14 protein-coding genes are annotated in these 13,226 nt (G+C 65.5%); 8 read left to right on the forward strand and 6 right to left on the reverse strand.

The genetic code is table 11. The annotated features are described in order from the left end of the window. Positions 1-208: 208 nt before the first annotated feature. Positions 209-1,867: an FAD-binding dehydrogenase gene (locus P6U30_RS04675; RefSeq protein ID WP_407168369.1), complete on the reverse strand. Its 1,659-nt coding sequence runs from the start codon at positions 1,865-1,867 to the stop codon at positions 209-211. Positions 1,868-2,143: 276 nt separating this feature from the next. Between P6U30_RS04675 and P6U30_RS04680 the strand changes: the two genes are divergently transcribed. The 5 genes from P6U30_RS04680 (at position 2,144) to P6U30_RS04700 (ending at position 6,633) form a co-directional block, all read left to right on the forward strand. Continuing rightward, positions 2,144-2,614, forward strand: coding sequence for a hypothetical protein (locus P6U30_RS04680; RefSeq protein WP_407168370.1), 471 nt, complete (start codon positions 2,144-2,146; stop codon positions 2,612-2,614). Between the two features lie 107 nt (positions 2,615-2,721). After that, positions 2,722-2,973 (forward strand): hypothetical protein, encoded by a 252-nt coding sequence (locus tag P6U30_RS04685; protein ID WP_407168371.1) that lies wholly within the window; start codon positions 2,722-2,724, stop codon positions 2,971-2,973. 18 nt (positions 2,974-2,991) lie between these two features. After that, a complete protein-coding gene (locus P6U30_RS04690) occupies positions 2,992-3,582 on the forward strand; it encodes an SCO family protein (protein WP_407150251.1) in 591 nt (196 codons plus the stop codon). A gap of 148 nt (positions 3,583-3,730) precedes the next feature. Continuing rightward, positions 3,731-4,753 carry a transporter substrate-binding domain-containing protein gene (locus P6U30_RS04695; protein ID WP_407168372.1) on the forward strand — a complete coding sequence of 341 codons (1,023 nt, stop codon included), beginning with the start codon at positions 3,731-3,733 and terminating at the stop codon, positions 4,751-4,753. Between the two features lie 239 nt (positions 4,754-4,992). Continuing rightward, positions 4,993-6,633: a lysine--tRNA ligase gene (locus P6U30_RS04700; RefSeq protein WP_407168373.1), complete on the forward strand. Its 1,641-nt coding sequence runs from the start codon at positions 4,993-4,995 to the stop codon at positions 6,631-6,633. Between the two features lie 158 nt (positions 6,634-6,791). On the opposite strand, the gene P6U30_RS04705 is transcribed toward P6U30_RS04700, so the two are convergent. Beyond that, positions 6,792-7,277 (reverse strand): cupin domain-containing protein, encoded by a 486-nt coding sequence (locus tag P6U30_RS04705; RefSeq protein ID WP_407168374.1) that lies wholly within the window; start codon positions 7,275-7,277, stop codon positions 6,792-6,794. Positions 7,278-7,520: 243 nt separating this feature from the next. Here P6U30_RS04705 and P6U30_RS04710 point away from each other — a divergent pair, with 243 nt between their 5' ends. Beyond that, positions 7,521-8,306 carry a class II aldolase/adducin family protein gene (locus tag P6U30_RS04710; protein WP_407168375.1) on the forward strand — a complete coding sequence of 262 codons (786 nt, stop codon included), beginning with the start codon at positions 7,521-7,523 and terminating at the stop codon, positions 8,304-8,306. A gap of 86 nt (positions 8,307-8,392) precedes the next feature. Here the strand turns inward: P6U30_RS04710 and P6U30_RS04715 are convergent, their stop codons facing one another. Next, positions 8,393-9,049: a S24 family peptidase gene (locus P6U30_RS04715; protein ID WP_407168376.1), complete on the reverse strand. Its 657-nt coding sequence runs from the start codon at positions 9,047-9,049 to the stop codon at positions 8,393-8,395. Between the two features lie 202 nt (positions 9,050-9,251). Between P6U30_RS04715 and P6U30_RS04720 the strand changes: the two genes are divergently transcribed. Beyond that, the gene (locus P6U30_RS04720) at positions 9,252-9,596 is read left to right on the forward strand and encodes a DUF952 domain-containing protein (RefSeq protein ID WP_407150259.1); all 345 of its coding nucleotides are present in this window, start codon (positions 9,252-9,254) and stop codon (positions 9,594-9,596) included. Then, positions 9,593-10,690: a quinone-dependent dihydroorotate dehydrogenase gene (locus tag P6U30_RS04725; protein ID WP_407168377.1), complete on the forward strand. Its 1,098-nt coding sequence runs from the start codon at positions 9,593-9,595 to the stop codon at positions 10,688-10,690. The genes P6U30_RS04720 and P6U30_RS04725 overlap by 4 nt, the downstream gene beginning before the upstream one ends. Before the next feature lie 91 nt (positions 10,691-10,781). Here the strand turns inward: P6U30_RS04725 and P6U30_RS04730 are convergent, their stop codons facing one another. From P6U30_RS04730 to P6U30_RS04740, 3 genes are read right to left on the reverse strand one after another with little or no spacing between them, the layout of a single operon-like run. Beyond that, positions 10,782-12,107, reverse strand: coding sequence for an MATE family efflux transporter (locus tag P6U30_RS04730; RefSeq protein WP_407168378.1), 1,326 nt, complete (start codon positions 12,105-12,107; stop codon positions 10,782-10,784). Positions 12,108-12,109: 2 nt separating this feature from the next. Continuing rightward, positions 12,110-12,844, reverse strand: coding sequence for an MBL fold metallo-hydrolase (locus P6U30_RS04735; protein WP_407168379.1), 735 nt, complete (start codon positions 12,842-12,844; stop codon positions 12,110-12,112). A gap of 23 nt (positions 12,845-12,867) precedes the next feature. Then, positions 12,868-13,173, reverse strand: a complete 306-nt coding sequence (locus tag P6U30_RS04740) for a DUF6460 domain-containing protein (protein WP_407150263.1) — start codon at positions 13,171-13,173, stop codon at positions 12,868-12,870. Positions 13,174-13,226: the final 53 nt, after the last annotated feature.

The raw sequence follows: 13,226 nt of genomic DNA on the forward strand, positions 1-13,226 counted from the left end.
TGCTCTTGGCCCCCCCCCAAGCCGACCTTTTCTCAGGGGGCGCAATTTCCGCTTTCGGGACAGAAGCCGACCATGGTCAAATTGCGTCGTGGCCGGCTTCTGGCCCATCGCGAACATAACTGCGCTCAGGTGCGGACTTGGTCGCCGTAGGAGCAAAGCGGGCGTAGTCACCAGTCACATGACGCCGCCGGTTTCATAGGTACATGCCCTACCCCACCGCCTTCGCCGCCGCGCGGCCCGCATTGCGGCCCGAGAACAGGCAGCCGCCGAGGAAGGTGCCCTCCAACGAGCGATAGCCGTGCATGCCGCCGCCGCCGAAGCCGGCGGCTTCGCCTGCGGCATAGAGCCCGCGGATGATCTGGTGGTCGTGTCCGAACACACGCGAGTCGAGATCGGTCTCGAGGCCGCCGAGCGTCTTGCGGGTCAGGATGTTGAGCTTCACCGCGATCAGCGGGCCGTGTTCGGGATCGAGGATACGGTGCGGCTTTGCGGTGCGGATCAATTTGTCGCCGATATAGCGGCGCGCATTGTGCAGGTTCATCACCTGCGCGTCCTTCACGAAGGGATTGGCGATTTCGCGGTCGCGCGCCTCGATCTGCGCCTTGATGTGGTCCAGCTTCAACAGCTCATTGCCGGCGAGCGTGTTCATCGCGCCGACAAGATCGGCGAGATTGTCGCGCACGATGAAGTCGGCACCATGTCGCTTGAATGCTTCCACCGGCGCCGGCGCGCCCTTGTTGGTGGCGCGCTTGATGGTCATGCGCCAGCTCTTGCCGGTCAGATCGGGATTCTGCTCCGAGCCGGAGAGCGCGAATTCCTTCTTGATGATGCTCTGGGTCAGGATGAACCACGAATAGTCATAGCCCGTGCCCATGATGTGGTGCAGTTGCCCGAGCGTGTCGGAGCCCGGAAACAGCGGCGCGGGCAGCCGCTTGCCCGTGGCGTCGAACCACAGCGATGACGGCCCCGGCAGGATGCGGATGCCATGGCGCGGCCAGATCGGATTCCAGTTCTGGATGCCTTCGACGTAGTGCCACATCCGGTCGCGGTTGATGATGCGTCCGCCGGCGGCCTCGGTGATGCCGATCATGCGGCCATCGACGTGCTCGGGCACGCCGGAGATCATGAACCTCGGCGGCTGGCCGAGCCGCGTCGGCCAGTTCTGCCGCACCAGATCATGATTGCCGCCGATGCCGCCGGAGGCGACGATCACCGCCGGCGCGCGCAGCGAGAAGTCGCCGATCACCGTGCGCGAGGAGCTCTTGCCGCGCTCGACGGTGGTTGGTTCCAGGATGGCGCCGCTCACGCCGTCAGCGGTGCCATTGGTTACACTTAGCGCGTCAACACGGTGGCGGAACTTGAAGGTTAACCGTCCGTTGTTCGCGGCCTCACGCGCCCGCCGCTCGAACGGCTCGACGATGCCGGGTCCGGTGCCCCAGGTGACGTGGAAGCGCGGAACCGAGTTGCCGTGGCCCATCGCGTCGTAGCCGCCGCGCTCGGCCCAGCCGACGATCGGGAAGTTGCGATGGCCCATCGCGCGCAGCCAGGCGCGCTTCTCGCCAGCGGCGAAGGCAACGTAGGCCTCGGCCCATTTGCGCGGCCAGTGATCCTCGTCACGATCAAAGCCCGCGGTTCCCATCCAGTCCTGCAGTGCAAGGTCGACGGAATCCTTGATGCCGAGCCGTCGTTGCTCCGGCGAATCGACCAGGAACAGTCCACCAAACGACCAAAAAGCCTGCCCGCCGAGGCTTTGCTCCCCCTCCTGATCGAGCACGATGACGCGCTTGCCGGCATCCGCGATCTCTGTTGCCGCGACGAGGCCGGCGAGCCCGGCGCCAACCACGATCACGTCTGCATCGTCAGCCATTTTCGTTCTCCCCGGCCCGCGGCGATTCAAGACCGCCTCATTGCGCGCGGTCAACATCGAGCGGCGCTTGCCGGTGGCGAGGAGCGACCAAGTGGTTGCGGCAAGTTGTTCCAGTTTGGGACCTTGCAGCTTTTCGACTGCAGCGTGCGCGCAACACCCAATTTGAATTTGATTTGAAGAGCCGCGCTCGTCTGGACAAAAATTCAGTCTCGCAACACGCTCTCGCCCATCTTGCATCACAAGACAATCAGATTCGGTTTCGACTGGGGCTGGCCAATGAAGTTGATGACGGGGTTGCTCGCTGCGGTTCTACTGCTGGCGGGAATGGGGGCGTCGCATGCCGTGGTCAGGATCGCCGACGATCGCGGCGGGCGGATCGGAACCTACGTCGACAGATATCAAAATCTGCGCTCGTCGGGCGAGACCGTGATCATCGACGGGCTCTGCGCATCGGCCTGCACCATCGTGCTCGGCGCGGTTCCGCGCAGCCGGATTTGCGTCACCTCGCACGCCACGCTCGGCTTTCATGCCGCCTGGGATTTCGGTGCCAACGGCCGTGCCGTCACCAATCCTGAAGCGACCCATATGCTCTATTCGATGTACCCGCCCGCGGTGCGTAGATGGATCGCCGCGCGCGGCGGCTTGACGCCGCGGATGCTCTTCCTCCGCGGCAAGCAACTACAGGCGCTCTACAAGCCCTGCTATCTCGACGCCCAGGCGTCGGCGGGCAGGCCCAGTTCGCACTGACCGCCGCCGACGTGGTTGGCCTCGCCCCGCAATTTGCCGGGAAGTAAGGACGGGGATCGAGTGTCGAGAGAGCCGACGCGTCCTTCGGGCCGCAGCCTCCGCATGACGTGATCGCGCCGACAGCCATCGTGCTTGCCGGCCGGCGGAACCCGCCTTATCTCAAAGCCATGGTTCAGCCGATCTCCGCCCGACTTCACGATATCGCCGGCCCGGCGCAGGGCCGAGTGGCGTCTGCGATCCTCTGGGGCGCTGCCGGTATCGGCGGGCTGGCCCTGCTTGCCGCTGCCGTGCTCTGGTTCCATTACGGGACTGCGGTGTTTTTCGAAATGATCACCGCCGGCATCTCCGCCTGCCTCTAAGAGAGGACGTTCGCCATCATGCCTCGGACCACCCGCCCGCTGGTGATCTTTGCCGCCTTCGCCGTCAGCCTGGCGGTCGGCCTCGCCCTCATGCTGTGGGCGGTCGGGGGCTTACGCACGGTCGCCGCGCCGGCCGCGATCGGCGGCCCGTTCCAGCTCACCGATCAGTCCGGCCGGACGGTCACCGACAAGGACCTCAAGGGCAAGCCGACGCTGATCTTCTTCGGCTTCACCCATTGCCCTGACGTTTGCCCGACCTCGCTGTTCGAGATCTCGGAGGTGTTGAAGGCGATGGGCAAGGATGCCGACCGGGTGAACGCCTACTTCGTCTCGGTCGATCCCGAGCGCGACACCGCAGCCGCGATGAAGGATTACCTCTCGAGTTTCGATCCGCACCTGAAGGGCCTCACCGGCGATCCCGCCGCGGTTGCGAAAGTGCTGTCCGAATATCGGGTCTACGCCAAGAAGGTGCCGCTCAAGGATGGCGACTACACAATGGATCACACCGCGCTGATCTATCTGATGGATCGCGACGGTAATTTCATTTCGCCGTTCAATCTGAAACGGACGCCCGACGAAGCGGCGGCCGACCTGAAAAAGTATCTCTGAGCCAGCGGCTCGGGCAAGATCCTTGCGAGGAGCCGATCTCCGCTGTTCGCGCCATCCGCCAATTCCGGGGCAGAATTAACCCATTCGGCGCTCGCTTCGGGCGTCGGATGGTCTATAAGCCCAGCCAATTCCTTTTAAATTGCCGGTCATGTCCGATCAGTCCGCCCGATCCGTTGCCGCCTCGTTGCGCCCAGCCGTCCGGCTGGCCGGGTGGGTGGTCGCGGGCGCGTTGCTCGGCTTGACCGTGCCGGTGGCCGCGCAGACGCGGTCGGAGCAGCCGGCGCCCGCGGAGACCTCGCCGGCAAAGCCGGTTCCGGCGCCGGTGCAAGCGGCTCCGGCAGCCCCCGCGCCCGCCGCCCCGCCAGTCGCGGCGCAGAGCCCGGCGCCGAAGGCAGCCCAAGCCGCACCGCAGGCGGTGCCCGGCTTCTGGGACCCGCGGCGGCGCCCGGACCGGCCGGACCTGTCGCGCCTCACCGTGATCCGCTTCCTGACCGAGACCGATTACCCGCCGTTCAACTTCACCGGCCCCGACGGCAATCCGGCCGGCTTCAATGTCGATCTGGCCCGCTCGCTCTGCGACGAGATCAAGGTCACCTGCACCATCCAGATGCGCCGTTTCGAGACCCTGATCGATGCGCTCGCAACCAATCGCGGCGATGCCATCATCGCGTCGATGGCGGTGACGCCGCAGCTCCGCACCAAGGTCGATTTCACCGATCCCTATTACCGTGCACCGGCGCGCTTCGTGTCGCGCCGCGACAACGTGATGCCGGAAATCCGTCCCGAATATCTCGAGGGCAAGAAGGTCGGCGTGATCGCCGGGACCTCGCACGAGGCCTATCTCAAGGCGATGTTCACCGACGCCGAGATCCATTCCTATCCCAACGACGACGCGCTGCGTGCGGCGCTGCGCCGCGGCGACGTCGACTTCATCTTCGGCGACGCGATCTCGCTGGCGTTCTGGATCAACGGTACCGATTCAGCAGAATGCTGCGCCTTCTCCGGTGGTCCCTTCGTCGACAGCCGCTATTTCGGCGAGGGCATCGGCATTGCCGTGCGCAAGGGCAACGACCTGCTCCGGCAATCGTTGAACTGGGCGCTGTTCCGGATCTGGGAAAAAGGCCGCTTCACTGATCTGTGGCTGCGCTACTTCTCGATCAGCCCGTTCTGACGCGGAGTCCTTCACCTCGCCCCGCCTGCGGGGAGAGGTCGGAATTCAAGCGCAGCTTGAAGTCCGGGTGAGGGGGAATCTCCGCGAATCCGTCTCTTGCCGATGAAGCGGATCGACCCCTCACCCCAACCCTCGCCCCGCAAGAGTGGGGCGAGGGAGCCAGTGCCGGCTTCGCCCTTGTTTTGCATTTTGCCGTGGAAGCGTTAGTTTTGCGGCCTTTTTTGGAGAGAGTCTGAGGAATGTCCGTGATTGATCTTGCCGCCAGCCCGAGCGACCTGCGCGCGCTCGCCGAACAATCCAACGCCTGGCCGTTCGAGCAGGCGAAAGCGATCGTGGCGCGGCTGAAGAAAAATCCGAAGGACGAGGTGCTGTTCGAGACCGGCTACGGCCCGTCGGGCCTGCCGCATATCGGCACCTTCGGCGAGGTCGCGCGCACCTCGATGGTGCGCCACGCCTTCCGCGTGCTCACCGAGGACAAGATCAAGACGCGGCTGCTTGCGTTCTCCGACGACATGGACGGCCTGCGCAAGGTGCCCGACAACGTGCCGAACAAGGAGATGCTGGAGAAGCATCTCGGCAAGCCGCTCACCAAGGTGCCCGATCCGTTCGGCACCCATCCGAGCTTCGGCCAGCACAACAACGCCCGGCTGCGCGCCTTCCTCGACCAGTTCGGCTTCGACTACGAATTCGCGAGCTCGACCGAGTATTACACCTCGGGCCGGTTCGATGCGGCGCTGCTGCGCATGCTGGAGCGGATCGAGAAGGTGATGGCGATCATGCTGCCGTCGTTGCGCGAGGAGCGCGCGGCGAGCTATTCGCCGTTCCTGCCGATCTGTCCGCGCACCGGCCACGTGCTCTACGTGCCGGTGACGGCGCACGACGCCAAGGCCGGCACGATTTCCTACGACGATCCCGAGACCAAGGAGAGCGTCACCGTCCCCGTCACCGGCGGCCGCTGCAAGCTGCAGTGGAAGCCGGATTGGGCGATGCGCTGGTTCGCGCTCGGCGTCGACTATGAAATGGCCGGCAAGGATCTGATCGACTCGGTCAAGCTGTCCGGCAAGATCTGCTCGGCGCTCGGCGGCACGCCGCCCGAGGGATTCAACTACGAACTGTTCCTCGACGAGAAGGGCCAGAAGATCTCGAAGTCGAAGGGCAACGGGCTGACCATCGACGAATGGCTGCGCTACGCCTCGCCGGAATCGCTGTCGCTGTTCATGTATCGCGAGCCGAAGGCGGCAAAGCGGCTGTTCTTCGACGTCATTCCGCGCAATGTCGACGACTACCAGCAGTTCCTCGACGGCTTCCCCAGGCAGGAGGCGCGCCAGCAGTTGCAGAACCCGGTCTGGCACATTCACGCCGGCAAGCCGCCGCAGGCCGACATGCCCGTCACCTTCCAGCTCCTGCTGACGCTGGTGTCGTCGTCGAACGCCGAAAACGCCGAGACGCTGTGGGGCTTCATCGGCCGCTACCGGCCAGGCGTGACGCCGCAGACCCATCCGAAGCTCGACGCGATGGTCGGCTACGCCATCAACTACTATCGCGACTTCGTGGCGCCGACCAAGCAGTTCCGCGAGCCGACCGAGAGCGAACGCGCAGCGTTGCAGGACCTGCGCGATGCGCTCGCCAACATGGCGCCGGACGCCACCGCCGAGGACATCCAGAACGTGGTCTACGAGATCGGCCGCCGCGAGCCGTTCCTCGACCTGAACAAGAAGGGCAAGGACGGCCGCCCCGGCGTCTCGCTCGACTGGTTCAACATGCTCTACCAGGTGCTGCTCGGCCAGGAGAAGGGCCCGCGCTTCGGCTCCTTCGTCGCGGTCTACGGTGTGACGAACGCGGTCAACATGATCGACGGCGCGCTGGCGCGGTCGTCGTAGTTGGGGTGAGGTCGCGTAGGTAGGCAAAGGCGCAAGCGCCGTGCCCACCACTCACCTGACGTGCAAGTAAAGGTGGGCACGCTTCGCTTTGCCCACCCTACGGAACATCCGTAGCCCGGATTGCGCTGCGCTGCATCCGGGCTACCGTTGTGCGGTGCCTACAGCGGTTCACCCTTCTTCGTCGTGAATTTGTAGGCGCCGTCGGCGCCGAGCACGGCATGCATGTCGACGTCGGGATAGCTGATCTCGTCGCCTGCGGTGCGATCGCCGACCACCAGCAGCTTGACGTCCTTGTCGGTGCGATTGACGAAGCGGTGCGCGTCGCCGCAGCCGGCAGGGAAGCCGGCGCACATGCCCGCTGTCAGCACCTGCGCCCCGGCATTGGTCTCCATCACGACTTCACCCTCCAGCACGTAGACAAATTCGTCCTGTCGCGAATGCGCGTGACGATAGGAGGACTGACCGCCGGGGATGATCCGCGTCAGGGTGACGCCGAAGTTTGTGAGGCCGGCATGATCGCCGAGCCGCCGGTTGTAGCGCGTCTGGTTGACGGCGCGGTGCAGCGGCGGATAGCTGGTGTAGTTGCTCTCCCTCACCTCGGCCGGATCGAACGCCCTCGGCTTGGGTCCCTGTGGTTTGTTCATTCCCGTTCTCGTCGTGCTTCGTGCAAGTCGTCACTGGTGGCGCGCAGCGGCGGCGACACTAGGTCGTTACCGCCGAAGCAGCCGCCTTCGCAGTGCATCATCCCATAACCCGGCCGGTCCGCAAAATCCGGATGGCAGGCCAGCGGCAATTTCACCCGAGCTTACCGCCGGATTGCGTTACAATCCCGCTCATAAAATCAACCTGGCCTCCATCGAGAGGCCGGCATAGACGGGAGCACGCGCATGCAGTTCAGGGTTTCGCCGACATCGCTGCGGGACAGCTCGAGCGCCGAGGAATGGCAGGCGCGGGTCGATCTCGCGGCAGCGCATCGGCTCGCCTACATCCACGGCTTCTCGGAAGGCATCTTCAACCATCTTACCTTCGTGGTGCCCGGCCGCACCGACCGCTACTACCAGATCCCGTTCGGCATGCATTGGTCGGAGGTGACCGCATCGTCCTTCATGGAAGTCGGCCTCGACGATGCCGAGGTGAAGCGCGGCGAGGGCGAGGTCGAGCGCTCCTGCTATTGCATCCACGCACCGATCCACAAGGCGCTGCCGCAAGCGAAGGCGGTGTTCCACACCCACATGCCGTTCGCCAGCGCGCTGACCCGGCTCGAGGATCCGCGCATCAAGGAGATCGGGCAGACCGAGGTCGGGCTGTCGGAGGCGATCGCCTATGACGATCTCTACACCGGTCCCGCACTCGATCCGGCCGAAGGGGCGCGGCTCGCCAAGGTGATCGGCAACAAGACCATTCTGTTCATGGCCAACCACGGCATCTCCACCGTCGGCGAAACCATCGCCGATGCCTATGACAGGCTGTATTACATCGAGCGCGCCGCGCAGGTGCAGATCTACGCGATGTGGACCCATCAACCGCTGAAGCAACTGCCGGCGCAGGTGGTCGAGAAGACCAAGCGCGATTTCCGCGACGACCACCTCTACAACGGCCCGAGCCCGTCGCAGCGGCATTTCGACGCGCTGAAGCGAATGCTGGACCGCAAGGAGCCCGACTACGCGACGTGAGGGGGCCGCGAGCGCACCACAATCTCCGCCGTCGTCCCGGCCTGCGCCGGGACGACACTGATTATGCGGCCGTCGGCTCGCCCTACTTATTGGCTTGCCCACACAATGCGCGCGATCCACTCGACTTGGTCGGCCTCGAGCGTGCGGTCAGGATGCGCTGGATTGAGCGAAGCGAGCTCCAGCACCTTGGCGGTGCGCCGCCTCAGCTCCTTGACCATCACCTCGCCGCCTGTGGTGCGCACGACGACGCGATCACCGCGGCGGATCGGGGTCCCCGGTGAGACCACGATGATGTCGCCCTCGCGAAAGGCTGGCTTCATCGAATCGCCCTCGATCTCCAGCGCATAGGCATGCTCGTCGTTGGTCGCGGGCAGCGCCACCTCATCCCAGCCCTTGCCGGAGGGAAAGCCGCTGTCGTCGAAATAGCCGCCGGCGCCGGCCTGGGCGAAGCCGATCAGCGGCACCGACTGGCCGCCACCGCGTCCGCCGTCGCCGAGCAACTGCACGAAGGTTTCCATGCTGGAATTGGTCGCCGCCAGCGCCTTGGAGACCGATTCGGTGGACGGCCAGCGCTCGCGGCCATCGCCGGTGATGCGCTTGGACCTGTTGAAGGTGGTGGGGTCGAGGCCGGAGCGCTTGGCGAGACCTGAGGGAGACAGGCCAGCGCGTTCGGCGAGCCGGTCGAGGGCGGCCCAGACCTGGCTGTGGGTCAGCGGTCGAGCGGCTTTCGGCTGTTTGGCCATCGCGAGGATCCGGTGTGGAGACCTAGGAATTATTACCCCAAAACGGGCATCGTCCGCAATTCTGCTGCGGTGTTGCACCGCGCCGCTTGAGTTGCGCCGCCGCCGCCGATACGGTCGCTGGCTCGCCCGGTGGCATCTGGGGCCACCGCCCCAAACCGGACAAAACCCCAAGAGACTCAAGGACAAAAGGGAAGGCCGGCACGTGCCTATGATCTACAAAATCACCCCTGCCTCGGCCTGGCGCGAGGCCGAGCGGCAGGGCGTGTATCGGGGCAGTGCGGACGACAAACGCGACGGCTTCATTCACTTCTCCACCGCGTCCCAGGTCGCCGAGACCGCGCGCAAGCACTTCTTCGGGCAGACCGGCCTGTTCCTGGTCGCGGTCGATGCGGACGCACTCGGCGACGCCCTGCGCTGGGAGCGGTCGCGCAACAACGAGCTGTTCCCGCATCTCTATGGCGAACTCGACCTCGGCGCGGTGGTCGAAATCCTCGATCTGCGCGCGCGGTCCGATGGCGGTCACGACGTTCCGGAGCTCAAGCCGTGATCCGCGCCTTCGACACTTTCTCGCTGCCGCTGCTGCGCTGGTTCGATCCCGAAGACGCCCATCGCATGGCGATCCAGGGATTGAAGCTGCTGCCGCCGATCCGGCAGCGGCCGGATGATCCGAAGCTCGCGGTGCGCGCCTTCGGCCTGAACTTTCCGAACCCGATCGGGATGGCGGCGGGCTTCGACAAGAGCGCGGAGGTGCCTGACGCTCTGCTGCGGCTCGGCTTCGGCTTTGTCGAGATCGGCTCGGTGACGCCGCGCCCTCAGAGCGGCAATCCGCGGCCGCGGCTGTTCCGGCTCGAGCGCGACGAGGCCGTGATCAACCGGATGGGCTTCAACAATGACGGCGCGGAAGCGGTGCTGCGGCGGCTTGCCGCGCGCGCCAGCCTCGGCGGCGTCATCGGCGTCAATGTCGGGGCCAACAAGGATTCGCCGGATCGCATCGCCGATTACGTCAAGCTGATCGAGACTTTCGCGCCGGTCGCGAGCTACTTCACCGTCAACGTCTCCTCGCCGAACACGCCGGGCCTGCGCAATTTGCAGCAATCGGCCATGCTCGACGACCTGTTGTCGCGGGTCATCGATACCCGCGAGCGGGTGCGCAGGAACGCCGGCGATTCGCCTGTTCTGCTCAAGATCGCGCCGGACCTCAGCCTCGCCGAGCTCGACGACGTCGTCCACATCGCACGCTCGCGCCGGGTCGACGGCATGATCGTCGCCAACACCACGCTGGCGCGCCCCTCGACCTTGCGCGAGGAAAGCCGGGCCAATGAGCAGGGCGGCCTATCGGGCCGTCCGCTGTTCCGCCTGTCGACGCGGATGGTGGCCGAAACCTATGTGCGCGTCGAAGGCGCGTTTCCGCTGATCGGCGTCGGCGGCATCGACTCGGGCGGCGCCGCGCTGACCAAGATCCGCGCCGGTGCCAGCCTGATCCAGCTCTATTCGTCGCTGGTCTATAAAGGCGTCGGGCTGATCGACGATATCAAGCGCGACCTCTCCTCGACCTTGCTGCGCACCGGGCGCGACTCGCTGTCCGAAATCGTCGGCGCCGACGCCGCGACCATCACCGCCGAAGACTGGCCGGTGCGATAGGCGCCTGCAGCCCGGATGGAGCGAAGCGAAATCCGGGATCAAGATTCGCCGCGTGCACCGGCCCCGGTTCGCTGCATCCGGGTTACAAATGCTACGCAGGCTTGAACGTCTTTCTCAGCATCGCCGGATAGCGCAGTCCCTGCAGCCCGCCGCGCGCGACGTAGAAGCCGAGCAGCGCCGTCCAGAGCCCGGCGTTGCCGAACGCGCTGAACGCCCACCAAGTGACGAGGAAGATCGCAAGCGAGGCCAGCATCAGGTTGCGCATCTCGCGCGCCCAGGTCGCCCCGACATAGATGCCGTCGAAGCCGAACGCGAAGACGCCGGGCAGCGGTGCCAGGATCACGAATAGCAGGAAGTCGCGCGCGCTCTGGCGGACGCCGTCGCTGGTCGTCATCAGGTCGATCAGGGTCGGGCCGAACAGCGCGAACAGCGCCGAGACGGCCAGCGCGAAGCCGATCCCCCATAGCAGCACCAGCCGGGTCGAGTCGGCAAAGCCCTTGGCGTCGCGCGCGCCGAAGGCGCGGCCGCAGAGCTGCTGTGCGGCATTGGCGAGGCCGTCGAGGAAGAACGCCGAGACCAGCAGGAAATTGTTCAGCACCGAGTTCGCCGCCAGCGTCACGTCGCCTTCGCGCGCGCCCTTCGCGGTGAAGAACAGGAACACGATGATCAGCGCCGCGGTGCGGATCATGATGTCGCGGTTGACCGCCAGCATCCGCGTCAGCTTGGCGCGATCGAACAGCGTGGCACGCGGCACCGCGAAGCCGCCTCCGGCGAGACGCCACGCCACCACGATGCCGAGTGCGAAGCCGGTCGCCTCCGCCAGCACGGCGGCGATCGCAGCACCCGCGATGCCTGCGCCATAGACCAGCACCAGGAGCACGGTGGCCGCCATATTGATCAAGTTGATCGCGATCTGCAGCATCAGCGCCAGATTGGGACGGGCCTGTCCGACCAGCCAGCCGAGGATCACGTAGTTGCCGAGCGCCAATGGCGCCGACCAGATCCGGATCATGAAATAGGTCCTGGCCGCGTGTGTCACGCCCTCGCTGCCGCCCATCACGCTGAACGTAACAGCCGCCAGCGGCACCTGCAGCGCGATCAAGGCTGTGCCGATCAGGCCGGCGACGATGAAGCCGCGCACCAGGATCGCGGCGAACTCCTGCGTCTCGCCGGCGCCCTGCGCCTGCGCGGTGAAGGCCAGCGTGCTCATGCGCAGGAACGCGAACAGCCAGAACAGGCAGTCGAAGATGACAGAGGCCATCGCCACGCCGCCGAGCAGCGCGGCGTCATCGAGCCGGCCGATCGCCGTGGTCGAGACGATGCCGATCAGCGGCGTCGTCAGGTTGGCGACCATCGCCGGGCCGGCGATGGCGAACACCTGGCGTGTCGCGATCTTGGGATGAACGGGTGCGTGCATGGTCAGAGGTCGAGCGTCATGCCGTCGCTGGCCGCGGTATAGGGCAGTTCGCCGACACGGCCGAGCATGTCGTCGCTCAGATGGGTGAGCACAACGCGCTTGGCGTTGATGGCGGGCAAATGCGTTTCCAGCGACTTCAGGCTGAGATGGTTCTTGACCATCTTGTCGTAGGTATAGGCTTCCGCGATGAAGAGGTCGGCATTCTGGGCGGCCGGGATCAGCGCGTCGGTCCATTCGGTGTCGGCGCTGTAGGTGATGATGCGGCCTTCCGCCTCGATGCGATAGGCCAAAAACGGCCCGCCGGATTCGCCGTGCACGACCGGGTAGGGCGTCACGGTCACGTCGCCGAAGCGGCTCACTTGCTCGGGTTCGAGCGTGACCACCGAGAGATCGAAGCGCTGCCTGGTCTTCGACGAATGCTCGAACATCACCTCCATCACCTGTGGCAGCTTGGTCGCGATGCCCTGGGGCCCTGCGATGGTGAGCGGCCGGGTGCGGCGGGAGAACTGCGCATCGAGCAGCAGGAACGGCAGGCCGGCGAAATGATCGCCGTGGAAATGCGTGATCAGGATCAGGTCGATCGCGTTGCGGTCGACCCCAAGCCGCTTCATCGCGGGCAGCGAGGACGCGCCGCAATCGATCAGCAGATTGGCGCGCTCGCCGGTGAGATGAAAGCAGGTGTTGAAGCGGCCACCGGAGCCGAACGCATCGCCGCAGCCGACAAATCGCAATTGCATCGGCTGCCAGCGCTCCCCCTCGATCAGCGGCCGCGCGGCGCGCCGAACAGGCGCGACAGCAGCCAGACCGGAATCACGACCACGGCGCCAAGCAGGAAGTAGCGCCAGGCCCAGTTGATCGCGTCGAAGCCGAAATCCCAGATATTCTGGAACAGCTTGCGAATGCTGTAGAGGATATTCCAGGGATCGAAGCCGATCGCGGCCAGCACGACGCCGACGAGGATCGAGAGCAGGATCAGCCGGAACGCCACCGAAACCGGCGATCCGCCGAGGAAGCGGTACAGACCGTCGTTCTGGCTGGCCGGCAAATCCCGGACGTCGTTGGGCATCACTGTCTCCTTGCGGAATCGCCCCGCATTATATGTCACGGCCGGGCAGATGG

The sequence above is a fragment of the Bradyrhizobium sp. ORS 111 genome (assembly GCF_045571485.1).
Classification (GTDB): domain Bacteria; phylum Pseudomonadota; class Alphaproteobacteria; order Rhizobiales; family Xanthobacteraceae; genus Bradyrhizobium.